Origin of the sequence: Rhizobium rhizogenes NBRC 13257, from assembly GCF_000696095.1 — a bacterium.
Lineage (GTDB): Bacteria > Pseudomonadota > Alphaproteobacteria > Rhizobiales > Rhizobiaceae > Rhizobium > Rhizobium rhizogenes.
This window is the reverse complement of sequence record NZ_BAYX01000005.1, coordinates 54,070-80,308: the sequence shown is the minus strand read 5'-3', so window position 1 is coordinate 80,308 and position 26,239 is coordinate 54,070. Positions and strand designations below refer to the sequence as shown.

24 protein-coding genes and 1 riboswitch are annotated in these 26,239 nt (G+C 60.9%); of the genes, 4 read left to right on the top strand and 20 right to left on the bottom strand.

Annotated elements, in window-relative coordinates; translation table 11 throughout:
• Nucleotides 1–80: 80 nt before the first annotated feature.
• A complete protein-coding gene (locus RRH01S_RS12340; protein ID WP_012650240.1) occupies nt 81–1,094 on the bottom strand; it encodes a 1-aminocyclopropane-1-carboxylate deaminase in 1,014 nt (337 codons plus the stop codon).
• A gap of 159 nt (nt 1,095–1,253) precedes the next feature.
• On the opposite strand from RRH01S_RS12340, the gene RRH01S_RS12335 reads away from it, so the two are divergent.
• Nucleotides 1,254–1,718: an Lrp/AsnC family transcriptional regulator gene (locus RRH01S_RS12335; RefSeq protein ID WP_007691274.1), complete on the top strand. Its 465-nt coding sequence runs from the start codon at nt 1,254–1,256 to the stop codon at nt 1,716–1,718.
• Nucleotides 1,719–1,768: 50 nt separating this feature from the next.
• Here RRH01S_RS12335 and RRH01S_RS12330 read toward each other — a convergent pair whose 3' ends face one another.
• From RRH01S_RS12330 to RRH01S_RS12320, 3 genes are all read right to left on the bottom strand, one after another.
• Nucleotides 1,769–3,118: an SLC13 family permease gene (locus RRH01S_RS12330; RefSeq protein WP_042471947.1), complete on the bottom strand. Its 1,350-nt coding sequence runs from the start codon at nt 3,116–3,118 to the stop codon at nt 1,769–1,771.
• A gap of 110 nt (nt 3,119–3,228) precedes the next feature.
• Nucleotides 3,229–4,749: a malonate--CoA ligase gene (locus RRH01S_RS12325; protein WP_042471944.1), complete on the bottom strand. Its 1,521-nt coding sequence runs from the start codon at nt 4,747–4,749 to the stop codon at nt 3,229–3,231.
• Nucleotides 4,750–4,772: 23 nt separating this feature from the next.
• Nucleotides 4,773–6,167, bottom strand: a complete 1,395-nt coding sequence (locus RRH01S_RS12320; RefSeq protein ID WP_034516574.1) for a malonyl-CoA decarboxylase — start codon at nt 6,165–6,167, stop codon at nt 4,773–4,775.
• Nucleotides 6,168–6,366: 199 nt separating this feature from the next.
• Between RRH01S_RS12320 and RRH01S_RS12315 the strand changes: the two genes are divergently transcribed.
• Both RRH01S_RS12315 and RRH01S_RS12310 read left to right on the top strand, forming a co-directional pair.
• Nucleotides 6,367–7,017: a GntR family transcriptional regulator gene (locus RRH01S_RS12315; protein WP_034516575.1), complete on the top strand. Its 651-nt coding sequence runs from the start codon at nt 6,367–6,369 to the stop codon at nt 7,015–7,017.
• A 116-nt stretch (nt 7,018–7,133) separates the two neighbouring features.
• A complete protein-coding gene (locus RRH01S_RS12310; protein ID WP_034516576.1) occupies nt 7,134–8,156 on the top strand; it encodes an LLM class flavin-dependent oxidoreductase in 1,023 nt (340 codons plus the stop codon).
• 37 nt (nt 8,157–8,193) lie between these two features.
• Here RRH01S_RS12310 and RRH01S_RS12305 read toward each other — a convergent pair whose 3' ends face one another.
• The 5 genes from RRH01S_RS12305 to RRH01S_RS12285 form a co-directional block, all read right to left on the bottom strand.
• Nucleotides 8,194–9,375 carry a M20 aminoacylase family protein gene (locus RRH01S_RS12305; RefSeq protein WP_034516577.1) on the bottom strand — a complete coding sequence of 394 codons (1,182 nt, stop codon included), beginning with the start codon at nt 9,373–9,375 and terminating at the stop codon, nt 8,194–8,196.
• A 78-nt stretch (nt 9,376–9,453) separates the two neighbouring features.
• Entirely contained in the window at nt 9,454–10,233 is a 780-nt protein-coding gene (locus tag RRH01S_RS12300; RefSeq protein ID WP_007691284.1) for an amino acid ABC transporter ATP-binding protein, read from the bottom strand.
• Entirely contained in the window at nt 10,230–11,189 is a 960-nt protein-coding gene (locus tag RRH01S_RS12295) for an amino acid ABC transporter permease (RefSeq protein WP_034516578.1), read from the bottom strand. Before RRH01S_RS12295 ends, RRH01S_RS12300 begins: the two co-directional genes overlap by 4 nt.
• Entirely contained in the window at nt 11,186–12,076 is an 891-nt protein-coding gene (locus RRH01S_RS12290; protein ID WP_012650231.1) for an ABC transporter substrate-binding protein, read from the bottom strand. The genes RRH01S_RS12295 and RRH01S_RS12290 overlap by 4 nt, the downstream gene beginning before the upstream one ends.
• 35 nt (nt 12,077–12,111) lie before the next feature.
• Nucleotides 12,112–13,098: a substrate-binding domain-containing protein gene (locus RRH01S_RS12285; protein WP_037222342.1), complete on the bottom strand. Its 987-nt coding sequence runs from the start codon at nt 13,096–13,098 to the stop codon at nt 12,112–12,114.
• 100 nt (nt 13,099–13,198) lie between these two features.
• Between RRH01S_RS12285 and RRH01S_RS12280 the strand changes: the two genes are divergently transcribed.
• Nucleotides 13,199–14,527 carry an aminotransferase-like domain-containing protein gene (locus tag RRH01S_RS12280; protein WP_034516579.1) on the top strand — a complete coding sequence of 443 codons (1,329 nt, stop codon included), beginning with the start codon at nt 13,199–13,201 and terminating at the stop codon, nt 14,525–14,527.
• On the opposite strand, the gene RRH01S_RS12275 is transcribed toward RRH01S_RS12280, so the two are convergent.
• The 11 genes from RRH01S_RS12275 to RRH01S_RS12225 form a co-directional block, all read right to left on the bottom strand.
• A complete protein-coding gene (locus RRH01S_RS12275) occupies nt 14,518–15,297 on the bottom strand; it encodes a class I SAM-dependent methyltransferase (protein ID WP_012650228.1) in 780 nt (259 codons plus the stop codon). The two genes, RRH01S_RS12280 and RRH01S_RS12275, sit on opposite strands and share 10 nt — an antisense overlap.
• Nucleotides 15,298–15,299: 2 nt before the next feature.
• Nucleotides 15,300–16,130 carry an ABC transporter ATP-binding protein gene (locus tag RRH01S_RS12270; protein ID WP_034516581.1) on the bottom strand — a complete coding sequence of 277 codons (831 nt, stop codon included), beginning with the start codon at nt 16,128–16,130 and terminating at the stop codon, nt 15,300–15,302.
• Complete coding sequence (locus tag RRH01S_RS12265) at nt 16,127–17,155, bottom strand: FecCD family ABC transporter permease (protein WP_034516584.1); 1,029 nt, start codon at nt 17,153–17,155, stop codon at nt 16,127–16,129. The genes RRH01S_RS12270 and RRH01S_RS12265 overlap by 4 nt, the downstream gene beginning before the upstream one ends.
• The gene (locus RRH01S_RS12260; protein ID WP_034516587.1) at nt 17,152–18,183 is read right to left on the bottom strand and encodes an ABC transporter substrate-binding protein; all 1,032 of its coding nucleotides are present in this window, start codon (nt 18,181–18,183) and stop codon (nt 17,152–17,154) included. The genes RRH01S_RS12265 and RRH01S_RS12260 overlap by 4 nt, the downstream gene beginning before the upstream one ends.
• 184 nt (nt 18,184–18,367) lie before the next feature.
• Nucleotides 18,368–18,602, bottom strand: a riboswitch (cobalamin riboswitch).
• 327 nt (nt 18,603–18,929) lie between these two features.
• On the bottom strand, nt 18,930–20,819 hold the full coding sequence (locus tag RRH01S_RS12255; RefSeq protein ID WP_034516588.1) for a bifunctional sugar phosphate isomerase/epimerase/4-hydroxyphenylpyruvate dioxygenase family protein: 1,890 nt from the start codon (nt 20,817–20,819) through the stop codon (nt 18,930–18,932).
• A 5-nt stretch (nt 20,820–20,824) separates the two neighbouring features.
• Nucleotides 20,825–21,643 carry a shikimate dehydrogenase family protein gene (locus RRH01S_RS12250; protein WP_034516590.1) on the bottom strand — a complete coding sequence of 273 codons (819 nt, stop codon included), beginning with the start codon at nt 21,641–21,643 and terminating at the stop codon, nt 20,825–20,827.
• Nucleotides 21,644–22,363: an ABC transporter ATP-binding protein gene (locus RRH01S_RS12245; RefSeq protein ID WP_007691315.1), complete on the bottom strand. Its 720-nt coding sequence runs from the start codon at nt 22,361–22,363 to the stop codon at nt 21,644–21,646. It lies immediately after the preceding gene.
• Nucleotides 22,364–22,366: 3 nt separating this feature from the next.
• Nucleotides 22,367–23,110 (bottom strand): ABC transporter ATP-binding protein, encoded by a 744-nt coding sequence (locus tag RRH01S_RS12240; protein WP_007691321.1) that lies wholly within the window; start codon nt 23,108–23,110, stop codon nt 22,367–22,369.
• Entirely contained in the window at nt 23,107–24,081 is a 975-nt protein-coding gene (locus RRH01S_RS12235; RefSeq protein ID WP_034516592.1) for a branched-chain amino acid ABC transporter permease, read from the bottom strand. Before RRH01S_RS12235 ends, RRH01S_RS12240 begins: the two co-directional genes overlap by 4 nt.
• Nucleotides 24,078–24,956 (bottom strand): branched-chain amino acid ABC transporter permease, encoded by an 879-nt coding sequence (locus tag RRH01S_RS12230; RefSeq protein ID WP_012650221.1) that lies wholly within the window; start codon nt 24,954–24,956, stop codon nt 24,078–24,080. The genes RRH01S_RS12235 and RRH01S_RS12230 overlap by 4 nt, the downstream gene beginning before the upstream one ends.
• Before the next feature lie 60 nt (nt 24,957–25,016).
• Nucleotides 25,017–26,159: an ABC transporter substrate-binding protein gene (locus RRH01S_RS12225; RefSeq protein WP_042471937.1), complete on the bottom strand. Its 1,143-nt coding sequence runs from the start codon at nt 26,157–26,159 to the stop codon at nt 25,017–25,019.
• Nucleotides 26,160–26,239 lie beyond the last annotated feature (80 nt).

The window sequence follows — 26,239 nt, the reverse complement described above, 5'->3', positions numbered from 1 at the left end:
CCCATACGGGTCCTGAACCATCCTTGCCCGGTTGCGTGATCCGGCCGGTATCTTCCCGGCCGGATCGCCTGTCTCAACAATCAGCCGTTACGGAACGTATAGGCGTAGCCGTTGATCGCCGGGGCTCCACCGAGATGGGCGTAGAGAACCTTCGAGCCCTCCGGGAAATAACCCTTCTTCACGAGGTCGATCATGCCCTGCATGGATTTGCCTTCGTAGACCGGGTCGGTGATCATGCCCTCCAGCCGCGCGCAGAGCCGAATGGCCTCCTTGGTCTCGTCCGACGGCACGCCGTAGACCGGATAGGCATAGTCCTCGATCAAAACGATATCGTCCGACGAGAGTTCGCGGCCGAGCTCAACGAGTTCGGCGGTGCGCCGTGCAATTTCCAGCACCTGTGCCTTGGTCTGCGCAGGCGTGAAGGAGGCGTCGATGCCGATGACCTGGCGCTCGCGACCATCCTTGGCAAAGCCGACGGTCATGCCGGCATGGGTGGAGCCCGTCACCGTGCAGACGACGATGTAGTCGAACTTGAAGCCGAGTTCCTCTTCCTGGACTCGAACCTCCTCGGCAAAGCCGACATAGCCAAGCCCACCATATTTGTGCACGGAGGCACCGGCCGGGATCGGATAGGGCTTGCCGCCCTTGGCCTTGACGTCCTCGATCGCCTCTTCCCAGCTCTGCCGAATGCCGATATCGAAGCCTTCATCGACCATCTGCACATCTGCGCCCATGATGCGGCTCAAGAGAATATTGCCGACGCGGTCATAGACGGCATCTTCATGCGGGACCCAGCTTTCCTGTACAAGCCGGCACTTGAAGCCGATCTTGGCGGCGACGGCGGCGATCATGCGCGTGTGGTTGGACTGAACCCCGCCGATCGACACCAGCGTATCCGCGTTCGAGGCAATCGCATCGGGAATGATATATTCCAGCTTGCGCAGCTTGTTGCCCCCGAATGCCAGCCCGGAATTGCAGTCTTCCCGCTTGGCGTAGAGCTGCACCTTGCCGCCGAGATGTTCAGAGAGCCGTTCCAGCTTCTCGATATGGGTCGGACCGAATGTGAGCGGATAGCGCTCGAATTTCTCCAGCATGAATTCCCCTTCAGCTTGTCGTGATACGGGGAAGACGCTAGCATCACTTCAATGAAAGGTGCTCTCGAAGATAGGCTTCATATTTCTTCTATGAGATGCAGAGCTTTCTAGGTAATCTTAAATTATCCAAAATATCCATAGTTTTCGGAAGATTCTTTCATGACCTCTGAACTGGACCGCATCGACCTGAAGATACTCCGTCTGCTGCAGAAGAACGGGCGGCTCAGCAATGCCGAACTGGCGCAATTGGTCGATGTCAGTCCGGCGACCTGCCATCGCCGCACCCAGCGTCTGTTCGAAGAAGGCTATATCAAGACCGTGCGGGCGATGATCGAACCGCAGAAGGTCGGCCGCGGCGCCCTGGTGATGGTCGGCGTCGTTCTTGACCGGTCGACGCCCGAGAGCTTCGGCGCATTCGAAAAGGCCGTCGCCAAGCTGAGCTTCGTTCTCGACTGCAATCTCGTCGCCGGCGATTTCGATTATTTCCTGAAGATCCGCGTCGGCGACATGGCGGATTTCAACCGCATTCACGGCACGCAGTTGATCGCCCTGCCCGGCGTGCGCCAGACCCGCACCTTCTTCGTCATGAAGGAAGTCGTCGACAATGCTTTGCTGGAATTCTAGCTGGCCGCGCATCGCACGCGACCAGCAGACACCTCAGAAAGACCCTCGCCTTACACGAGGCCCGGCACAATCAGGACAAGCCAGGCGACGATCGGGCCGATAATGGCGATCAGGGCGCTGTAGATCAGCAAGGTTTTCAGCACGCTCTCCCGCTCGCTCTCCTGCGCATTGGCGACGACCAGTGCGCCATTGGTCGAGAACGGGCTGGTATCGACGATGGTGGTCGAGATCGCAATGGCCGCAACCACACCCACGGCGCTGATATGCCCTTGCAGCAGGAAAGGCACGGCAAGCGGGATGATCGCGCCAAGGAGAGCGGTCGAGGAGGCGAAAGCGGAGACGATGGCTCCCGTGAAGCACAGAAGCAACGCCACCAGCAACGGCATCCCCAGGCTGGAAATGCCATGCGCCACATAGTCGATCGTACCGATCTTCTCCATGACGCCGACATAGGTGATGATGCCGGCGATGAGGAGCACAGTCGACCAGCTGACCTTGTCGATTGCCGCCTTCTGGGTCTTCGGCGACAAGAGAGCGAGCACAACGGCGACAGTGATCGCCACCAGACCGACATTGAATTTGAAGACCAGCGCACCGAGCGCCAGTGCCGTCAGGCCGACCAGCGTCGTCAGCCGCTCCGCCGTCAGACCGGCAAGCGCCGCCTCTTCTTTCGTTTCCACCTCAAAGACATGATGACTGATGGGTGCTGCGCGCGTGCCGCCATGGCCGACAATGGCTCGCGTGACGCCTTGAGGGTGCAGGTCCGGCAGCGGACCGGACGCCGCCGGCTGCTTGCGCAAAATCTTCGGGCCACCGAAGATAAAGAAGACCAGAACCGCAATCGCGAGGTTGAAGAAGAAGCTCGACAGGAACAGCGATGTCGGCGCGAAAGGCAGCCCCGCCTTCTGAACGATCTGGTTGGTGATGCCGCCATAGACGCTGATGGGCGAGAAGCCGCCCGCCTGCGCGCCGTGGATCACCATCAGCCCCATCATCACAGGACTGATGCGATATTGGAATGCGAACCCAAGCGCCACCGGCGCAAGGATCGCGACGGCCGCCGGGCCAAGCGCGCCAAAGCCGGTGATGATCGCGGCAACGAGGAACATGACCCATGGAATCCAGGCAACATGTCCGCGCATCAGCTTGACCGCGCCCTCGATCAGCCAATCGATGGTGCCATTGATCTGCGCGATCGCGAAGAGATAGGTGACCCCGACCAGCGTCAGGAACAAGTCGCTCGGAAAGCCCGCGAAGATATCGGCGGCCTTCATGCTCATGACGAGAGAACCGATCAGAAAGGCGCAAGCAAAGGCGAGCGCACCCATATTGATCGGCTGGATCGTGGCAATGACGAACATGCCGGCTAGCAGCACGATCGACAGGATCTGGATATTCATAACTTCCTCCCTCCGGCAACCTCCTCAGGTGCCGGTCCCCATTTTGATGAATGCATGATCAACTCCGCGCCGGTGCTACTCCCAAGCACCAAGGCAGGCGCAAGCGCCTCTCAGGAGGCCTTCTCGTAAAGATCCTTGAATTGGTCGCGCAGCAGGTTCTTCTGGACCTTGCCCATGGTGTTGCGCGGCAATTCCTCGGTAAAGATGACCCGCTTCGGCTGCTTGTAGCGCGCAAGGCGATCCTGTAGCGCCGCAAGCACCGCCTTTTCGTCCAGTATCACGCCGCGCTGAAGCACCACGACCGCCGTCACACCCTCGCCGAAATCCGGATGGGCGACACCGATTACCGCGCTTTCGACGACGCCGTCGAGCTGGTCGATCTCGTTCTCGACCTCTTTCGGATAGATGTTATAGCCGCCGGAAATCACCAGATCCTTGCCACGACCGACGATATGGACATAGCCGTCCTCGTCGATCTTGCCGAGGTCGCCGCTGATGAAATAGCCGTCCTCTGTGAATTCAGCCGCCGTCTTTTCCGGCATGCGCCAATAGCCCTTGAAAACATTCGGACCCTTGATCTCGATCATGCCGGTCTTGCTAGGCGACAGCGTCGCGCCTGTGGCCGGATCAGTGATCCGCACGGTGACACCCGGCAGCGGAAAGCCAACCGTCCCGGCCCTACGCTCGCCATCATAGGGATTGGAGGTGTTCATATTGGTCTCGGTCATGCCGTAGCGTTCGAGAATGGCGTGACCGGTGCGCTGCTGGAATGAGATATGCGTTTCCGTCAAAAGCGGCGCCGAGCCGGAGATAAACAGCCGCATGTTGGCGACAGTGTCCCGGTTCAATCCTTCATGCTGAAGCAATCTCACATAGAATGTCGGCACGCCCATCATCAGCGTAGCCTTCGGCATCAGCGACAGGATTTCACTCGGCTCAAACTTCGGCAGCAGAAACATCGATGCGCCGGCAACCAGCGTCACATTGGTGGCGACGAAGAGGCCGTGCGTGTGAAAGATCGGCAGTGCGTGGATCAGCCGGTCGGCTGCGGTGACGCGCCAGTATTCCCGCAAAGCAAGTGCATTGGAGAGCAGATTGTCATGCGTGAGCATGGCGCCCTTGGAGCGGCCGGTGGTGCCGGATGTGTAGAGGATCGCGGCGAGATCATCGGGAGCACGGGCGGCATCGATGAAGTCGGCAGGCTCCTCCCGAGCGAGATCCGTCAGCGATCCCACGCCATCCGCATCCAGCGTCTCGACGATCGCGCCATAACGCTGCGCCAGCTTCTGGACCTCGGCCCGAGCCTTCGGGGAGACGACGACGAGCCTTGGCTCTGCATCGCCGATGAAATAGTCGAGTTCGGCAAGCGTATAGGCCGTGTTTAGCGGCAGATACACTGCCCCGCAGCGCACGGAGGCGAGATAAAGCATCAAAGCCGTCGGGCTCTTTTCCACCTGCACCGCGACACGGTCACCGGGCCGGACGCCGAGTGCGTCAATGGCGCTGGCAAGCTGCCCCGAAATGCGCAGCGCATCCCCATAGGTCCAACGCTCGCCGCTGACGGTTTCGATAAAAATGGCATCGTCAGACGTTGCGGACGCCCTGATGGCGTCGAACAGATGATTGCCCATAACTCCCCTCCTAAATCTGCTGCTCAGGTCTTTTGCATTTCGCCATGGCGTCGACGGATCGGACTGCCGAGACCAGCATCCGTCACACCGGCCTCCGCCAGCTTCTTGACCTCCGGCGAGGCCGCGACTTCACCGTGCTGCGCAAGAGCTTCGTGGTTTTTCTCGATATCATCCAGCTTGTAAAGATAGTTGACCATCAGTCCATGAGACTGGCGCATCGCCTTCTGGGACCGGTCGGCGAGGAAATTCAGCCGCTCCAAACGCGCGCCGTTGCCGAGATGAAAACGGGCGACCGGATCGATCGGCCGTCGGCCGTTGCCCTGTTCCTTGACAAAATAGCGTGCGGCAAGCGGCAACAGCACAGCCTCGACCGCCTGCGACCGCTCGGGGTCATCCGCCCAGTCCGGCTCATCAAGCAGGGCAAGGGTTTTCAGCGTCTGCTCGCTAAGGCCCGCATCGGCTGCCTTGCGCAATCTCGCCAGCCAGCCGGCAAAGCCCGGAACGGGCGATAAAGTCACGAAGGTCTTCAGGCCCGGCAGATCTCGACGCAGATCTCCCACGACCTGCTTGATCAGGAAATTGCCGAACGAGATGCCGCGCAGCCCCTCTTGGCAATTGGAAATGGAATAAAAGACCGCCGTCGTCGCGTTCTGGGCGGCGATCGGAGACCGACTTTCATCCAGAACATCCGTGATGGCGGCTGGGATCGCCGTGGTCAGCGCTACCTCGACAAAAATCAACGGATCATCGGCGAGACGGGGATGGAAGAAGGCGAAGCAGCGGCGGTCTGGCGGAACCAGCCTTCGCCGCAATTCATCCCAGCCGGCAATCTCGTGCACGGCCTCGTATCTGATGATCTTCTCCAGAAGATCGGCCGGCGTCGACCAATCGATCGGGCGCAGCGTCAGGAAGCCGCGATTGAACCAGGATCCGAAGAGATGGGCGAAATCGGCGTCGACAGCGCGGAACTGCTCCGTTGCGTCCTTCATGCCCAGCAGGCGCTCGCGCATCTCCACCAGTTTCGCCGTGCCCTTGGGCGCGAGATTGAGCCTGCGCACCAGCTCCTGCCGGCGCGGCTCGGCTGCCTGATGTAGCTCAATGAGCGTGTTCGAATTCCTGTCGCTGCGGTAGCGGTCGATCGCCTTGTCCAGTTTGCCGACATCGGGGCCGAATTGATCGTGCAGCATCAGCATGAAATCTCGCTGACCGGCTGGATCGAGTTCAGCCCAGCGCTGAAGGATCTCGGCGGCCAAGGCCATGCCAGAGGCTTCGCCCCGGCTCGACAGGAGCATGTTGCACAGGGTTTCGAGCGTCGTCTCGGCTTGAACCGGCTCGGCGCGCGTGCCCACCGCGAGCAGCCTGCGTCCGCGATCCGTGATGCTCTGCATCATGTCGCTGAAGAAGGAGATGCCTGCCATGTCAGTATCCTCCTGGCGAAGCGGGATTGGGGTGGAAACAGCCCTCCCAAGCGTTTCCGGTACGTCATAGCGGCTCCGACGAGCGCGCTCATTTGTGTGCGGCATATCTGTTGTGGTATCGTTCTTAAGTTATCTTGTGCGCAAAGTAAATAATCTTGCATACAAGAATTTGATTTTTGCATTGGAGAACGTGGCAAACATGTCCGAGAATGTCGTTCAACGCCTGCGCGACGAGATCGAAAACGGCATCATTTCAAACGATTTCGCCCCAGGCGAACGGTTGGACGAAGTGCAATTGGCCACGCGCTTCGGTGTGTCGAGAACGCCGATACGCGAGGCTCTGATGCAGCTGAATGCGATCGGACTGGTGGAGATTCGTCCGCGCCGCGGCGCAATCGTCATCGATCCGGGACCGCATCGCATTTTCGAGATGTTCGAGGTGATGGCCGAAATCGAAGGCATGGCCGGTTCGCTGGCAGCGCGGCGGCTGACGGACGACGATCGCACGGCAATCCTGGCGGCTCACGCCGACTGCAAGCGCTCGTCCTCCGCCGGCGACAGCGACGCCTACTATTACGACAATGAGCGTTTTCACAGGGCGATCTATGCCGCCAGCCACAACGATTTCCTCTCGGAGCAATGCGTGGCGCTGCACCGCCGCCTGCAACCCTATCGGCGTCTTCAACTGCGGGTCCGCAATCGTGTCGCCACGTCCTTTTCCGAGCATGACGCCGTTGTGGAAGCGCTCTTTGCCGGTGATGCGGAGCGTGCGCGCACGCTTCTGCGCCAGCATGTCAGCATCCAGGGCGAGCGCTTCAGCGATCTCGTGTCGACCTTGTCGCGCAGGTAATCACTTGGCGGGAATGTATCACTTCTTTGGCAGCGACACGGTGCCGGCTGTATCCCGCGCCGGAACTATGCCATGAAACGCAAACCATACATGCAACATCTCTGAGTGGTACGGTCATGAAGAAAATCGGTTTCCTGTCGTTCGGGCACTGGACGCCCTCGCCGCAATCACAGACCCGCTCGGCCTCCGACGCGCTTCTGCAATCCATCGACCTTGCCGTCGCGGCTGAGGAGCTGGGTGCGGACGGCGCCTATTTTCGCGTCCATCATTTCGCGCGGCAGCTCGCCTCGCCTTTCCCGCTGCTGGCGGCTGTCGGCGCGAAGACCAGTCGTATCGAGATCGGCACGGCCGTCATCGACATGCGCTATGAAAACCCGCTCTACATGGCAGAAGATGCAGGCGCGGCCGATCTCATCGCCGGCGGGCGTCTGCAGCTCGGCATCAGCCGTGGTTCACCCGAACAGGTCATCGATGGATGGCGTCACTTCGGCTATGCACCGCCCGAAGGCGAGAGCGAAGCCGACATGGCCCGGCGCCATGCGGAAGTCCTGCTCGATGTGCTGCAAGGCGAAGGCTTTGCCCAGCCGAACCCACGACCGATGTTCCCCAACCCTCCAGGCCTGCTGCGGCTCGAGCCACACTCCGAAGGCCTGCGCGATCGGATCTGGTGGGGCGCCAGCTCGAACGCCACGGCACTCTGGGCAGCCAAGCTCGGGATGAACCTGCAAAGCTCCACCCTCAAGGACGATGAGAGCGGACTTCCGTTCCACGTCCAGCAGGCCGACCAGATCAGGGTATACCGTGAGGCGTGGAAAGCGGCCGGCCACAAACGCGAGCCGCGCGTGTCGGTCAGCCGCAGCATCTTTGCGCTGGTGACTGATCGAGATCGCGCCTACTTCGGAAACGGCAATCAGGGTGAAGACAAGATCGGCTTCATCGACGATAAGACCCGGGCGATCTTCGGCCGTAGTTATGCTGCCGAGCCCGACGCTCTGATCAAGGAACTGGCCCAGGACGAAGCAATCGCGGAAGCCGATACGCTGCTTCTCACCGTCCCGAACCAGCTCGGCGTGGAATACAACGCCCACGTGATCGAGGCGACCCTGACCCACGTCGCCCCGGCCCTCGGCTGGCGCTAACGCCAGCCACCGACTGAGGCTCGTCTGTCGGCGGGTCTCATTGGTCGAGATACCGCTCCGTCAGGCGTGCCCACATGGCAGCCCCAACCGTCAGGCTTTCATCAGCGAAATCATATTTGGCGCTGTGCAGGATCGCCGAATTGACGCCGTTGCCGAGGCGGAGAAAGCTGCCCGGTCTGTGTTCGAGATAATGCGAGAAATCCTCGCTGCCGGGAATGAGCGCGCAAGTGCCGACCTTATCGGCACCGACGAGTTCCTCGGCGACAACGCGGGCAAATTCCGTTTCCTTTTCGGAGTTCACGACGACGGGGTGGCCATGCGCGTAGTCGATAGCAGCCTGCGCTCCATATCCGTCCGCCACCGCTTCCGACAACTTCCTGATCCGCGCCTCAAGGAGCTCACGCACCTTCGGATCGAACGAGCGGATGCTGAGCAGCATCTTCGCGCTTTCTGGAATGACGTTTGCGGCTTCGCCCGCATGGATCGAACCCACGGTGATTACGGCCGTCTGCGTCGGGTCGATGCTGCGGGAAACGACGGATTGCAGCGCAACGACGAGATTGCAGGCGACGACGACCGGATCGATGGTCAGATGCGGACGCGAGGCATGGCCGCCCTTGCCGGTGATGATAATTTCCGCCGTGTCGGCCGCGGCCATCAGCGGGCCGGAGCGCATCAGCCAGGTACCCTCGGGCGCGCCGGGGTGATTGTGCAGACCGAAGATCGCGTCACACGGAAAACGTTCGAAAAGGCCGTCATCGATCATCGCCTGGGCGCCGCTCTTCGCACCGGCCTCTTCGGCGGGCTGGAAGATCAGGTTCACGGTGCCGTTGAAGCGACGGGTGCGCGCCAGATATTCGGCCGCGCCGAGCAACATCGTCGTGTGGCCATCATGACCGCAAGCATGCATCTTTCCCGGAACGCGACTGGCATAGGGCTTGCCGGTCTGCTCGTTGATCGGCAGCGCATCCATGTCGGCGCGAATGGCGATGCTCTTCGTCCCGGCACCGGCCTTCAGGCGAGCGACGACACCATGTCCGCCAACATTGCGGTGAACATCATAGCCCCAGGCTTCCAGCTTTTCGGCAACGAAACGCGCGGTCTCGGCCTCCTCGAAAGATAGCTCCGGATTGGCGTGAAGGTGCTGCCGGATACCGGTGAGCTCGGCTCTCATCGGTTCGAAATCCGAGAGGCGGGCGAAGTCGTTGTCGAGGGTCATGACTGTTCCAATGGTTGGCATGAGCGACGCCAGGCCCGCATGAGGCCGGCGGTCCCGCATCTGACGGGGGCCGTCGCGCTAGATGAAGCGCGACAGGAAGCTTCTGGTTCGGGGATGCTGAGGATTGCCGAGCACATCTTCCGGCTTGCCCTGCTCGACCACCTTGCCGCCATCCATGAAGACGACGCGATCGGCCGCTTCGCGGGCAAAGCCGATCTCATGGGTGACGACGATCATCGTCAGGCCCTGCTTGGCCAGATCCTTCATGGTGGCGAGCACTTCGCCGACGAGTTCCGGATCGAGCGCGGATGTCGGCTCGTCGAAGAGCATCAGCGTCGGCTTAATCGCCAGTGCCCGGGCAATCGCCACGCGCTGCTGTTGGCCGCCGGAGAGCTGCTGCGGATAATTGTCGGCCTTTGCCGAAAGCCCGACACGGTCCAGAAGGATGCGCGCATTCTCGATCGCCTTGGCGCGGCTTTCGCCGTGGATACCGACCGGCGCTTCGATGATGTTCTGCAGTGCCGTCATGTGCGGATAGAGATTGAACTGCTGGAACACCATGCCGATCTTGCGCCGCTGCAGGGTAATCGCATGGTTGGACAGGCGCTCCAGCCGGCCCTTGCGAAAACGATAGCCGATCTGCTCCCCATCCACCTCGATCGATCCACGGTCGATGGCTTCCAGGTGATTGATGCAACGCAGAAAGGTCGATTTTCCGGATCCGGATGGTCCGAGAATAACGACCACTTCCCCCGGCGCGACATCGAGATCGATGCCTTTCAGGACTTCGAGATGGTCGAAGGACTTGTGGACGTTGCGGGCGCGAACAAGCGGCGCCACGGTCGCGATCGCGTTCATTGGCCTGCCTCCTGCGCTACGATCTGGGACGGAGTCGCCGCAGCCAGTGCGATTTCCTTTACAGGCTTGGCCCCGCCGGAGCGGCGGTCGCCACGACCGTAATAACGCTCGATATAGCTCTGGCCGACATTGAGCACCGAGGTAATCAACAGGTACCAGATGACTGCCACCAGCAGCATCGGTACGACTTCGAAGGTGCGATTATAGATCGACTGGACCGAATAGAGCAGGTCCGCCATGGCGATGACGCTGACGAGCGAGGTCGCCTTGATCATGCTGATCAACTGATTGCCGGTCGGCGGCACGATCGAGCGCATGGCCTGCGGAATGATGATGCGGCTGAGCGCCCGGGCGCGCGTCATGCCGAAGGCCTCGGCCGTCTCGAATTGGCCCTTGTCGACGGACAGCAGGCCGCCGCGGATGATTTCCGCCATATAGGCCGCCTCGTTCAGCGCCAGGCCGGCGATTGCCGCTGTCATCGGGCTGATGACCGAATTCGTATCCCAGCTCACGAAGGTCGGGCCGAAGGGAATGCCGATCGAAAGCGTCGGAAACAGGGTCGAAAGATTGTACCAGAAGATCAGCTGCACAAGCAGCGGCGTACCCCGAAAGAACCAGATGAACAGGGACGCCAGCGAATTCGCCAGCCGATCCTTCGACAGTCTGGCGACTGCCAGCAGCAGGCCGAGCACGATGCCGAACGCCATGGCAACGACCGTCAGGCCGAGCGACACATAGAGGCCGCTGATGACGGTCGGGTCGAAGAAATAATGCGCCACGACCGGCCAGCCGAAATTCTCGTTGCCGGCAACTGACCAGGCGAAATAGGCCGCAATCGCCAGCGTGACGACCCAGGCCGCCAGGCGGCCCGCAGGAAAAGGACTGTGGGCGTTGGCCACATCCCGGGTATTCGCATCGCCGTCCGGCGATGCGATCTTGTCGGTCGCGGTACTCATTTCGGCAACGTCCCGCCGAGGTTGATGCCTGGCTCCTTGATCATGTTGTTCTCAAGGCCCCACTTCTTCATGATCGCGGCATAGGCGCCGTTATCCATCAGGATCTTGACGGCATCCCGCAGCACCGGACCGAGCGGCGATCCCTTCGGCACCACGGCACCCTGATAGAGATCCTCGAAACCATTCTTCTGGCCGACGCCCGTCAGTTCAAGCTGACCGTTTGCCTGCGTAACGAAATAGGTGAGCGGCGCCTGGGAGGAGAAGAAGGCATCCGATCGCTTGGAACGCACGGCAAGGATGGAGCTCGGCTGATCGGTAAAGGACTGAACCTCGATTGCGCCCTTGCCGTCGGTCTTGCACTTCTCGGCCTGGACCTGGATCACCTTCTCGGCGGAACCGCCGGCCATGACGGCGATGCGCTTGCCGCAGGCCGTGTCAAGCGAGGTGATACCTTTCGGATTGCCCTTCTGGACGGAGAAGACGACGAATTCCTGAACCCAGTCGACGAAATCATTCGCCTCTTCGCGGCTCTTGAAATCGCCCACCGGGCCGAAGGCGAACTGATAGCGGCCGGAATTGACACCGGCGAGCAGAGCGGGAAGGCCGCCGACCGTCTCATGCGCGATCTTCACGCCGAGCACCTCGCCGATGGCATCGGTCAGATCGGCGCTTGCGCCGGTCAGTTCGGTGCCGGTGACGATCTCATAGGGAGGAAACGAACCATTGTTGACGGAAATCATCTTGCCGGCCGTGCGGATATTCTCGGGCAGCTTGGCCCGCAGCTCCTCGTTCACCGACAGCTTTGGAAGGCCGGCATCCTGCGCGAATGCGGAACCCGAGATCATCAGGCTTGCCAGGGCAAGGTAGGTTACTTTCTTCAACGACATGCTCGTTCCCCTTTTTGGTTTGTATTCCTTAAGCGTCAGCCGGCAACCTTGGCGTCGATGCGGCTGCCATCGGTGTCGAACTGAAAGAGCTCCTCCGGCGTCAACAGCCGGGGCAGGATACCCTGCACATGCAGCTCATTGGCGAAATCATGGATCATGGTGCGATTGACCGCAAAGCCACTCGCATCCCAGCCCTGCGGCAGCTCGACTGATGACTTTAGAAGTTCATCGAACATCCAGGGCGTGGTCTCGGCATATTTACGCCGTTTGCTCAGCCACATACGCTGGGATTCGTCGATCAGCGCACTGAGTTCGGCGATCACCCAGGGATGCTCGGCAACGAAATCGGCCTTCAGGCCGATCAGATGCATGCCAGGGACATAGCCGACCTCATCGAAATATCGGCGCTCGGCACCACGAAAATCGGAAAGAACCTGCCGGAAGGGCGAACCCTCCGCGAAATAGCCGTCCGGCATGAACGGCGTAAAGATCGCGTCCAGTCCGCCATCCCTCAGAAGGTCGACCATGGGCCGCTCGCCAGGAGCGGCCTCGATGCGGCCGGGGCGGCCGAAGCCATCCAGACGATCGACGATCGGATGCACCTCGGTCAGGCGTCCCGCATACCACATGGCATCCTCGACGCCGACGCCCTCGCGGCGGAGCGCAGCCCGGGTCCAGGTATTGCCGGAATCGCGCCAGCCGGTGACGCCGATGCGCTTGCCCGCCAGATGCCCCAGCTCGGTGATGGGGCTGTCCTTGGTCGTGATGATGCAGCGGTGGCGAAAGCCGCGCATGATGAAATTCGGGATGCCCACGACGCTTTCGTCGCCATCGATGCGAAGCTGCGTATAGCGGCTGAACGACATTTCCGCCGCATCATAGGCGCCGCTCTTGCCGACGTGCGAAACCAGGGTGCCGATCCTGTCCACCTTGATGTCGAGCTTTGGAGAGGAGACGTCGCCGAGGACGAGCGGCGTCATGTAGTCCCAGTCACGAAGGGCAAGGCGGAGAGTCAGAGGCATGGACATTCACTCGCTGAAATCTTGTTTTCGAAATGAATAAATGTTCAAATATAACCGATCAAATGTTATTACGTTATTGAACATTAAATATGGCGCGGAAATGAGCGAAGACAAAAACGCGGGATGGTTTGCCGAAAAATTGAGCGACAGGACCATTCGGGGAATTGCCATTGGAACCAGCGCGTTGATCCGCGCCGGCGCCCTGCCGGTCGGCACCAAGCTGCCGCCCATCCGCGATCTCGCCTTCGCACTCGGCATCAGCCCCGCCACCATCTCGGAAGCCTGGAGCGAACTCAGGCGCCAGAAGATCATCAGCGGGCGTGGCCGCAACGGCACTTGGGTCAGCGGCGATCGCTTCGTTGCCAAACCGGCGCGACTGGCAAGCAACGGACATTACGGCGAGGACGTCCTCGACCTCACCGCTGCCGTACCGGACGTCAGCCTGCTCCCGAAACTGGCGGAAGCAATGGCCTACGGCGCATCGGCCGAAAACCTCAATAGCTATGAACGCAACCGCATCCTGCCAGAACTTGAGGCCGCGATGCGCAAGACCTGGCCTTACGAGCCGGAAGCATTTCTCGCGACGAATGGCGGCTACAACGCCGTCTATACGCTGGCGCATGCCCTGATCGCGCCGGGAGAAACCGTCGCAATCGAAGACCCGACAGGCATGCGTCTTCTGGATATTTTCGAAGATCGCGGCACGCGCATCATCCCCGTGCAGTGCGATTCCGAAGGCCCCCTGCCTTCATCATTACAAGCGGCGATGGAACATCGACCGGTAGCCTTCATCTTCCAGCCGCGCCTGCATTCGGTCACCGGCCAGACCATCAGCCGCCAGCGCATGGACGCTCTGGAGCGCATCCTCAGAGATACCGATACGCTGATCGTCGAGGATGATGGCATGGGCGATATCTCCGCCGCGCCGCGCCATTCACTCGGGCACCGTTTTCCCGATCGGGTGATCCACATTTTCTCCTTTTCGAAGACGCATGGGCCGGATCTGCGTCTCGCCGTGCTGTCAAGCTCGCGGGCAATTATCGAGCAGATCCAGTCCTACCGGAGCTTCAGCGCCGGCTGGACAAGCCGCATTCTGCAAGCCGCGACCGCCTGGCTGCTGCGCGACGAGGCAACGCAGGATACGCTGCATCAAGCACGCGCCATCTATCAGACCCGACGCGACAACCTTATCGGCGCCTTGCGAGACAGAGGCGTCGACGCGGCACAGGGCCACGGCCTTTGTGCCTGGATTCCCGTTTCGTCCGAACCCTTCGCGATGGTTACCTTGGCTGCGCGCGGCATCGCCGTTCATCCCGGTGCGAAATTCTCCAACCTGCCGAGCAATCACCTGCGCATTGCAACTGCCACCCTCACGGACCGCTGCGAGGAGGTTGCAAGCTCGATTGCGCTGTCCGCTGTTTATGACTGAGGCCGTCTGCAACAAAGTACGAAACGCCGATAAAGCAGGGTGCGCAACCGGTTCCTCAGATCAGCGGTCTGCCGCTGGGCCGTCGCGATCGGCTGGTGGGAGCCGATCTCTATGCCCTCGAAGCCTGCCGCTTCGATCAGCGGCGTAAGTCTTTCCGCGGTAAGGCCGGCACCAAACGGCAGCCGTTCCATGATGCTCTGATGCCGGTCGCTCATCGCGCCGTCGTAGTGGGGATCGATCCCGGCGATGCGGTCGATCAGGCCGATGGCGAAGGAGGCGAACCGTCCGACAAGCGTCGGCTTTGCCCAATCGCCGTCAAAGATCAGCAGTTTCCCGCCCGGCTTCAGAACCCGATACCAGTCCGCAAATGCTTGCTCCGGCTCCGTCAGCGTCCAGACAAGATGACGGCAGACGACGGCATCATAACGCGCATCCGGTTCCATCGTCCGTTCCGCGTCAGCGAGGATAAAGCGCACACCTTCCCGCTCGGCATGTTTATGGCGGGCAACCGCAAGCATCGCTTCGGAGAAATCGAGCGCCGTCACCTGATGCCCGCGAGAAAGCAGCACGTTTGTCACTTCGCCAGTGCCGCAGGCAAGCTCGAGCACCTTTTGCGGTTCGCGACCAAGACCGCGCTGAACCGCAGCGGCCCATGCATTCAGCTCCGGCCCAGGGGGAATGCGATGACCGAAAGCAAGATCAAACGTCTTAGATCGCTCCGACCAGTATTCGCGGATGTCTTCCTTCAGATGATGATTGCGGCCCTGCATGTTTACGACGCCCTAACCTTGGCGCTTTCAAGCTGAGCCTCATCGATGACCCGCAATGGCCGGCGTGGAACTGCCGACGCCCGGTAGCGGATGAAGCAGCCGCCATCACTATCATGCTCCACCTCCACCTCCACGCCGAACACATCGCGGATGCATTCGGCCGTCAGCACCTCACGCGGCGTACCAAACGCCACTAGCCGTCCGTCGTTCATGACGGCAAGGCGATCGCAGAACATGGCGGCGTGATTGAGGTCGTGCAGGGCCGCGACCACGGTCAGATCCTGCCGGCGCACGAGATCCAGAAGGCCGATCTGATGACCGATGTCGAGATGGTTCGTCGGCTCATCGAGAAGCAGGATCTTCGGCTGCTGCGCGAGCGCGCGGCCGATATGCAGCCGCTGGCGCTCGCCGCCCGAAAGGGTGTGCCACAGCCGGCCGGAAAGATGGAGCATGTCGACATTGACAAGGGCCGCTTCGACGATCGCGTCATCCGTCGCCGACCAGGGCGACAACGCTCCGAGATAGGGCGTGCGGCCGAGTTCTACGGCCTGTCTGGCGGTAATCCGCTCCCCGGTGTCTGCCTGTTGCTCCACCAAGGCCAGACGCCGAGAGAGCTCGCGCCGGCCGAGAGAGCGGATTGGCGTGCCGTCCACAAAAATCTCGCCGGTCTTCGGCTTGCGGATGCCGGACAGCATCATCATCAGGCTGGTCTTGCCCGAGCCGTTCGGCCCGATGACGCCGAGAAACTCGCCTACGCGGACATCCAGCGATATGTCCCGCACGATGGCTTGCCCACCGGCATTCCACGAAACATTCCTTGCCGACAGGGTCATGCGCGCGCCCTCTTCTGGCTCAAAATCAAGGCGAAGGCGGGCGCGCCGACAAGAGCGGTGATCACCCCGATCGGCAGGACTTGGCCGTGGATCAGCGTGCGCGACAGGATGTCGGCCGCGATCATGAAGATGGCGCCGATCAGAGCAGCTGCCGGCAGAAGCACGCCATGACGGACGCCGACCAACATCCGCGCCGCGTGCGGTATGACCAGCCCGACAAAGCCGATGGAGCCGACGATGGACACCATGACAGCCGTCATCATCGCGGATGTGCCGACGAGCACCAGATAGGTACGGCGCACCGAAATACCGAGCGAAGCTGCCGATTCTGCCCCAAAGGTAAACGCGTCGAGCGACCGGGCATGCCAGAGGCAAACGACAAGCCCCAATAGCGCAGCCGGGATTGCCAGCCAGGCGTCGGGCCAACGCACACCGGAGAGATTGCCGAGCAGCCAGAACATGATGCCGCGCGCCTGTTCGGCCGTCGCCGCCTTGGTGACGATGAAGGAGGTGAGCGCGTTGAAGAGTTGCGAGCCCACGACCCCTGCCAGGATGATCGCGGCCGTTCCGCGCCCCGCCCTGACAGCCAGCAATGCGACGAGAGCGAAGGCGACGAGCGCACCGAGGAAAGCCCCCATCGGCATCGTCAGGAAACCCGCGCCCAGACCGAGGATCGCGACACCGACGGCGCCGGTAGAGGCGCCGGCAGAAATGCCGAGGATGTAAGGATCGGCCAGCGGATTGCGCAGCAGCGATTGCAGCACGACACCGGACAGGGCAAGCGCGGTGCCGCAACAGGCGGCCACCACCGCGCGGCTCAGCCGATAGCTCCAGACGATACCCTCATCGATCGGCTCGAGCGGATAGCCAGCACCCCAAAGCCGATTGGCCACGGTCTTGGCGACGGTCACAAGCGGGATCGAGGTCTCGCCGATCGCCGCACCCAGCCAGAGCGCGGCAACAAGAATGGCGAGCGCCAAGGCGACGGCACCCGTTCGTCCGATCGATGAAAGGGCGCGGTTCACTGCGTCAGGCCGGCCGCGGCGATAGCATCAGCAAGTGCCTCGATGCCTTCGATCGTACGGATGGTCGGGTTCATCGCCTGCGCATCCATCTCGAAGACATGGCCATTTTTGACGGCGGGCATCAGGCTCGCGACAGGGTCCTTTTCCAGGAATTTGCGCTTGGCCTCCGTGCTGTCCAGCGGATAGCGGCGACGCTCCATCGCAGCCGCCACGATCATGCTTGGATTGGCCTTGGCAATCGTCTCCCAGCCGACCGTCGGCCACTCATCATCGGTCTCGATGATATTCTTAATGCCGAGCGCCGACATGATGTAGCCCGGCGCGCCATTGCGGCCCGCCACGTAGGGATCGGCATCCTTGGCGCTGGAGAACCAGAAGACGGCAGAAAGCTTGCCCTGTGCGGAAGAAACCTTGGCGCGGGCTGCCGCTTCGCGCTGCTTGAGATCGGCGACCACTTCCTCGCCTTTGTCCTGCACATTGTAGATCTTCGCGAGATCGCGGATCTCCTGATAGACGAGATCCATAGTGAAGACCTGATGGCGGACGCCATCGCTGGAGCCGGAGTTCTCCTTGCCGACGCAATCGGACGGCGATGTATAGACCGGGATGCCCAGCTCCTCGAACTGTTCCGGCTTGGCGACCACGCCTTCCGGTCCCACCTGCCACTGGAACTGAACCGTGACGATATCCGGCTTCTTTCCGACGACGCTTTCGAAGCTCGGATCGTTGTCGGCAAGGCGCTCGATCTTGGCGTTGACGTCCTCATAGCCCTTGAGGACCGGTCCGACCCAGAGTGCGGTGCCGACCACCTTGTCGGCAACACCGAGGCTATAGAGGATTTCCGTTGTGCTCTGGCCGATAGAGACCGTGCGCGACGGCGCCTTCTGGATGGTGATCTGCCGGCCGCAGTTCTGGAGCGTAAGAGGGTAGCTGGTTTCCGCAGCTCCCGCCTGCCCCGGCAAGCCGGCGACGATCAACGACATCGCGAATAGGCCGGCGCGCAATGGCCGCTTGAAAATGGTCTTCATCATAATTCCCCGAAGTGATGTGAACGCCGCCCGAAAAGGGCGGTGATGAAAGTCAGAATGCCCAACAGGCATTCCGAGCGGTCGAATGATCGTCAAAATTCGGGGAAGGCAGCGTATCAAGGCGCTGCGAAGCGTGAAGGATGGTCATGTCCTGCTCCTGTTTCGGGCATCCCCGCCCGTGACAATGGATAGATCTTCGACGGCAGGTCTCCTGGCTCACGGATATCAGTCGTCCATCTGCCTTCCCGCGCCTGATCGGCGCAGTGGCACGGCGCCTTTCGGCACCACGAGGATGGACGGCAATCCGCTTACAGTTGCGGGGGCAGCCACGGTCTTGGTCCCTTTTGGGTCGTCCGCACCGTGTTCCCTATTAATCCCCTCGGAGTCATCGTCGGGGAACCGTCGCTTCCAGTTATGCCAAGCACGGTGGCTGCGTCAAGCCGCGAAACCCGCGCCATCAAAATACCCCTCGCAGCAACGTCGCCAGCCGTCGTTGATCTAAACATCATGGCTAATTCCATTAGTAACGTAATAACATTACGCTCGCTATCAAACTTTTTGGAACCTGTCCAGCTTGCACGATCCGATCCATGAAACGCTGTGGAATATTTGCCGAGACCGACACCATCAAGCAGCACGATAGGTAACGGCTGCCTGCCGGTTTGGCGCAGACATGATGATCCGGCTACGGGTATCTCGGGCTTGATTTCATACGAAATCCGGACTGGGGCACAGTGATACCAAGTTCACTCCCTTGGAAGGCCTTCCGGCCGGAGATGCTTCTTGAGCGCAGCGATGCGGAAGATGGCGTTCGGAGCGCCATATCCTCGGTAGTCATTGCGCTGAACGATCTCGAAGAAGAAGCCCTCACCGAAGGTGCCGCTATAGAGCTGAAAGAATTCGCCATGCTCGTCGCGGTCGTAGAGAATGTTCTTCACCTTCAGCCGCTCGGTCAGCTCTGGATCGAGACCGAAGCGGGCTTCGACGTCACCGTAATAATTCGGCGAGATGGGCAGAGGCTGAAAACCGTTCTTCCTCAGCGCTTCGGCCGTCTTAAAGATGTCGTCGGTCTGGAAAGCGAGGTGCTGTACGCCAGAGCCGAATTTTTCTGCGATGAAGTGACCGGCCAGCGTGCGGCGGTTCTCTGCCCCGTTCAAAGTAATCCGCAACGTGCCGGCGTCATTCTCCACCACCTGGCTGCGCACCACGCCGGCCGGATCGATGATGTCGACCATCGGCGTCTTGTGGGTCTCGAAGATCGAACTGTAGAAGAGAAGCCAGGTCAGCATCTCGTCATAGGCAACCGTCTGGGCGATATGATCGACATGCAGGAGATGGGCCGGCGCGACCTCCACGTCGTCCTCGACGGCCAGAAAATCGATTTCGGCGAAATGGCCGAGATCGCCCTTGTCGTCGATGAGATAGATCAATCCGCCGCCCACGCCGCGGATCGCCGGCATCTCCACTTCGCCCGAGGCAACCGGCTGGCCGAAGGGCTCGGCGCCGAGAGCGACCGCCCGGGCAAGCGCAGCCTGGGCATCGTCTACGATGAGCGCCATCGCATAGGCCGAAGTGCCATGTACGGCGAAGGAAGAATTGGCAAATCCGGCGCTGTCGGTATTGACGAGAATACGGATATCGCCCTGCTGAAAGAGGCTCACCGTCTTCGTCCTATGCACCGCCACCTCGCGGAAGCCGAGCGTGCGCAGGAGACCGATGAGATCGCCCGCATCTTCCTCGTCGGCGGAAAATTCCACGAAACCCACACCTTTGACAGAAGCCCGGTCAGGCATGGCCGCGACACTCAGGCCGCGGGCATTGGGATTGCGGCGTACCTGGTCGCCAAGATAGATCAGCGAGCGATATCCATCAGCCGCGATCGAGCGCGACGAGCCGCCACGGAACTGGTCGTTGAAGATCTCCAGCGAGAAATAGCCGTCATAGCCGGTCTCGGCAACAGCGGTCGCGAAGGCCGTCACCGGCAGATCGCCCTCGCCCGGCATGTTGCGGAAGTGCCGGCTCCAATAGAGCAGGTCCATGTCGATGAGCGGCGCATCCGCCAGCTGGACGATGAAGATCTTGTCCTTCGGAATGGAGCGGATCGAGTTGATGTCGATCTTCCTCGACAGCGTGTGAAAGCTGTCAAGGATCAGGCCGATATTGGGATGGTCGGCGCGGCGCACGATCTCCCAGGCGTCGCGATGGTCGTTGATGTGCCGCCCCCAGGCCAGCGCCTCGTAGCCGACCTTCAGGCCGCGTTTGGCGGCGCGCTCGCCAAGTTCATGGAAATCGGCGGTCGCCCGGTCGATGCCGCCGAGCGAAGCCGGCGAGACATTGGAACAGACCAGCACGAGATCGGTGCCAAGTTCCTGCATGACATCGAACTTGCGTTCAGCCCGGTCGAAGGTCCGCGACCGCAGCGGCTCCTGCATGCCCTCGAAATCGCGGAAGGGCTGGAAGAGCGTGATCTCCAGCCCGTGGTCGCGCACCATCCGCCCGACATCCGCCGGACTGCCGTCGAAGGCCAGGAAATCGTTCTCGAAGATTTCCACCCCGTTGAATCCCGCCCGCGCAATCGCCTCAAGCTTTTCCGGTAATTCGCCGCTGATCGATACAGTCGCAATCGACGTCTTCATTGTGGTCAAACCTCCTTGTCGGGGTTGAGTCCCCAGAATGATATCTGCGCTTCGAGCTGCGCGAGCGTCATTTGCGCACCGGGCTGTATGCGGATGCCGCGCGCCTCGGCCGCCCGCAGCCAGTCGGTTACCTCAGGCTTGGTCACCGCTTCCGCGACCATCTGCAAATCGGGAAGAGAATCGAGCGGGAAAGGATGAGGATCGGTCACCGACATGCCGGTCGGCGACGCGTTGATCGCGATATCCACCTTCAGATCGTCCGGAAGATGATCGAACACGGCAATCGCCGGATGATCTGTCCGTATCCGGTCGACGACGGCTAGGCTCTTGGCCGGATCCCTCTCGATAACGACGATGGCGGCCGCACCGGCTTCCGCCAGCGCATGGTTGATCGCTGAACCCGCGCCGCCGGCACCGACCACCAGAACGGTTTTGCCGCTGACGGCCGTGCCATTCTGCTCCAGGGCGCGCACCATGGCCACCCCATCGAGCATGTCCCCACTCAAGCTGCCATCGCCATTGCGCCGGATGGTATTGACCGCCCCGGCCTTTCGGGCTCGCGGGGTCAGCTCGTCCACAGCGGAAAAAGCGACAAGCTTATGCGGCATGGTGACGGACAATCCGGCGCAATTGCCGGCACCGCGCAGGCTCTCGATAAAGGCACGCACGCGCTCCGGCTCGATATCGACCGGAACCATGACCGCATCGACATGATGCGCGGCAAACCACTCGTTCATCGGAACCGGTGACTTCACCTGCCGCACCGGATGTCCGATCAGAGGAACGAAGCGGGTGTTGCCCGTTATCGAGGGAACCGCGGACATTCAGGCCTCCTCGAGATGGGCACCAAGGAAAAGCTGCCCCACGCGCGGGTCGGAAAGCAGCTTGTCGGCCTTGTCATGCATTCTCGTTCGCCCCTGCTCCAGCACGAGACCATAGTCCGACATGGCAAGTGCCGCCTTGGCGTTCTGCTCGACCATCAGGATGGTGACGCCCTGGTCGCGCAGTCTGATCAGCGTCCTGAAGGTCTCGCTCACCATCTGCGGCGACAGCCCGATCGAGGGCTCGTCGATAAGGATGAGCTTCGGATCGAGCAACAGGGCGCGAGCGATCTCCAGCTGCTTCTGCTGGCCGCCCGACAGGGTGATCGCCTGATCCTTCTGCTTTTCCTTCAGGATCGGGAACTGCTCCATCACCTCTTCGATGCGGCGGTTGATCTTCGCCTGATCGGACGATGAAATCCCCCCGATTTCGAGGTTGTGGCGCACCGACAGCATCGGAAACAGGTTACGCCCCTGAGGGACATAGGTCACGCCCCGTTGCAGCATCGTGGCTGGCAGGCTGCCGGTGACATCGCCGCCATCCAGCATCACCTTGCCGGAGCGGATCTTCAGCAGACCGAAAATCGCCTTGAACACCGTTGATTTGCCGGCCCCGTTCGGGCCGATCACCGTCGTGATGGTCCCTTTCTCGATCTTGAACGATGTACCGTTCAGGATCGTCATTTTGCCGTAACCGCCATAGACATCCTTCAATTCCAGCATGGTTCAACCTCCGAGATACGCTTCGATGACCGCTGGGTCATTGCGGACGGTTTCGGGATCGCCCTCGGCAATGATCTTGCCGTTGGCCAGAACGATGATGCGGGTGCAGAGCGACATGACGAATTCCATGTTGTGCTCAATCACCACGAAGGTGGCGCCCCGCTCCCGATTGAAGGCCTTGAGGCGCTCTTTGAGATCGGCCAGCATGGTGAGGTTCACGCCACCGGCTGGCTCGTCCAGCATGACGAGCTTCGGTCCGGCCATGAAGGCCATCGCGGCATCGAGCAGCTTCTGTTGCCCATAGGAGAGTGAACCCGCCTTTTCATGCGTCTGGTGTCCGAGCCGGAAGAACTCGATCATCTTCTTCGCTTCCTCGGTGAGGCCGGCATCTGGCTTGCCGATAAGGCGCGAGAACATGGTTCCGTGATGCTCCTGTCCCGCCAGGATGATGTTGTCGAGCACCGTCATGTCGGGGAAGACCTGCAGCATCTGGAAGGTACGCCCGACGCCGAGCTTGTTGAGATCGCACGGGCGCTTGCCCGCAACGTTCTTGCCATCGACCAGCACTTCGCCCTTCGTAGCCAGCAACTGGCCGAGAATGCAGTTGAAGAGTGTCGACTTACCGCTGCCGTTGGGACCGATAAGGCCGAGGATTTCACCTTGGTGAACGTCGAAGGAGACGTCTTCGACCGCTTTGACGCCGCCGAAATGTTTGCTGACGCCTCGGACAGAGAGAACAGGGTTCATCGTGCTGCCTCCCAGGTGGTCTTGTCGGGCTGCTGGCGAAGCTTCCACCGGGTTTTCATCCGCTCGACGAGACCGAACAAGCCGGACGGGCAGAAGATCATCAGCGCGATCACGAGGATCGCGTAGAGCATGAGATAATAGCCTTCGGTGAAGCGGAAGAACTCCGGCGCCAGGATGATCAGCAAGGCACCGAGGATGGGGCCGAAGAAGAAACCGGCACCGCCGACGATGACCATCAGAAGCACGCGCAGCGAAATCGCCAGGCCGAAGGATTGGGGATCGATATATTGTGTCAGTTGGGCCAGAAGCGCGCCGGCAAGACCGCCGAACGCGGAACCGATGGCAAAGGCCAGAAGGGTGATCCTGCGGATGTCCACGCCGAGACTGTTGGCGCGCACCGGATTTTCGCGCAGCGCCTTGAAAGCCCTGCCCCACGGCGAACGGATGATCCCGTAAAGGGCGAACGCGGTCAGAACGAACAGCGCCAGCACGAAGAAATAGAACGGGATCGGACGCTGTGTCGCAAACCCGAAAACGACGGGCCGCGCGATGCCGGCAATACCGTAGGTGCCGTTGGTCAGCCATTCCTCATTGCGCAGCACCAGCACGACCAGAGCATTGAACGCCAGAGTGATGAAAGCCAGAAAATGGTGCTGGACGCGAAGGGCCGGATAGCCGAGCAGCAGGCCGATCATGAAGCAGGCCAGCATCGAGGCGAGCATGGCGAGAGGCCAGGGGACGCCGGCCATGGTGGTCAGCGCTGTGATGTAGGCGCCGATTGCCATGAAGCCCGCCTGGGCCAGCGAGACCTGCCCCGCATAGCCGAGTGTCAGGTTGAGCCCCATGGCGGCGATGGAAAATACCAACCACGAGCAGAGCACGAGGATGCCGTAATTGCTTTGCGTAAAAGGCAAGGCAACGAGGATCAGAATGCCGATGGCGATCAATATGAGCTTGCGAGCAGCGGTCATATCGTACGTCCCTCCGCCTTGCCGAGCAGGCCCTGCGGCCGCACGAGGATGATGACGATGAGAAGGATCAGCGGGATGGCCGAGCGATAGGATGCCGAGACATAGGCTGCCGACAGATTATCGATCACGCCGATCAGCAGGCCGCCGGCAATCGCACCCTTGATCTGATTGAAGCCACCCACAATCGCGGCGATAAAGGCGATCAGGCCGAGGGTCTCACCGTTCGAAAACTTCGCAAGATAGATGGGCGAGATCAAGATCGAAGCCAGAAGGGCCAGCGCCGCGTTGATGAGGAAGGTGTAGAGGATCATGCGCTTGATCGGCACGCCGAGGATTTCGGCCACCTGTGGGTTCTGCGCCGTCGCCTGCATCGCCCGCCCGGTCTTGGTGCCGTTCATGAAGAACTGCAGGAGCAATACGGCGCCGAGCGCGATGACGAGAACCGCAATATCCTGGACCGAGACCGCCGCGCCGAAGACATTCAGCGTCGTGTCGGGGAATAGCGCCGGAAACGGCTGGGCTTCGGCGGAATAGAACTGCTTGACGCCCTCCTTCATCAAGATCCCGAGAGCGATCGTCGCGATGACGATGGGCAGGACGCCGTGTGAAAGGAGCGGGTCAACGACGATCCGCTTGAAGCCGAAGCCGAGCAACAGCAGCGTCAAGGCGAGCGCCACGACGATGGCAATGGGGAAGCTCAAACCGAAGACGTGCGTGGCCGCCAGAACGAAGAAGGCGGGCAGCATGATGAATTCGCCCTGGGCGAAATTAATGGTCTGAGAGGCCTGCCACAGAAGCGTGAAGCCGATGGCCGCGAGCGCGTAGATCGAGCCCGTCGCCAGCCCAGACACCAACAACTGAAAAAAAGTGGTCATGTGCGGAGTTCCGGATTAGGCGGCATCCGGCCTTCAGCGCCGGATGCCGGAAACAACGGTTCAGAGCTTGGGGATGGTCGCCACGACGACCTGCTTGCCACCCTCGACTTCGACGAGGAAGCTGTCGCGGTTGACTTCACCCTTGTCGTCCCAGGAGGTCTCGATCAGGATGCCGGGCTCGTCCTTCGGCGTGATCGTCAGGCCGTGCAGCGTATCAGCAAGCGCCTGGCGGTCGACCTTGCCGTTCTTTGTCGTGACATATTTGACCGCATAGGCGCCGAGATAGGCCTTGATGGCATTGTGATCGGGCTTGTAATTGTATTTGGCTTGGAATTTCTTGGCGAACTCCTGAATTCCAGGCACCGGCGCATCAGCCATCAGGCCGACGTGACCGCGAACGCCATTGACGGCATCGCCGGCAAGATCGACGACCTTCTGGTTCATCAGCGTTGTTTCGCCGAAGATCGGCAATTTGACACCCTGCTTTTGCAGCTCCTTGAGCAGCCGGGCGCTTTCTTCCTCGTGCAGATAGGCGAAGATCGTGTCAGCACCGCTCGACTTAAGCTTGACCACGTCGGCGGCGAAATCCGCCTGGCCCACTTCGCTGGAAACGTCAGTCGCGACCGTGATGCCACGGCTCTTCAGTTCCTTGACGAAGGAATCCCGACCGCCCTTGCCGAAATCGTCATTGACCCAGGCAACCGCAACCGACTTCGCCTTGACCTCCTCGGCTAGATATTTGACGAGCTTCGGCATCGATTGCTGCGCGCCGAACGAGGTCCGGAAGATATAGGGGTTGTTCATGCGGGTGATGTCGGGCGCTTCGGCGCCGCTTATCTGCGGGACGCCATTCTGCATCGCCACCATCATGTTGACCTTGACGGATCCGGAATAGATCGGCCCCATGATGACGTAGGCTCCGTCATCGATGGCCTTCTGCACCATGGCGCGCGACGTGGTCGGGTCGGTCTGGGTATCGTAATCCGTGACTTCGACCTTTTGGCCGAGAAGGCCTCCAGCGGCATTGATCTCCTCGACAGCAAGCTTCAGGCCGTCGCGCCAATTGGTGCCGACAGCAGCACCGGCGCCTGAGAGCTCGATGACGTCGGCAAACTTGATCACATCCTGCGCCATCGAGGCTTGCGGCACCGCAACCCACATGGCGGCGGCCGTCGCCAGCCACAACATACTTCTCCGGTTCATTCTTATCTCCTCCTCATATTATCGTGTCGACCCCGGCAGAAACATCTCCCCTTGCCGGATTCGTTCAGCGATTTTGGCCG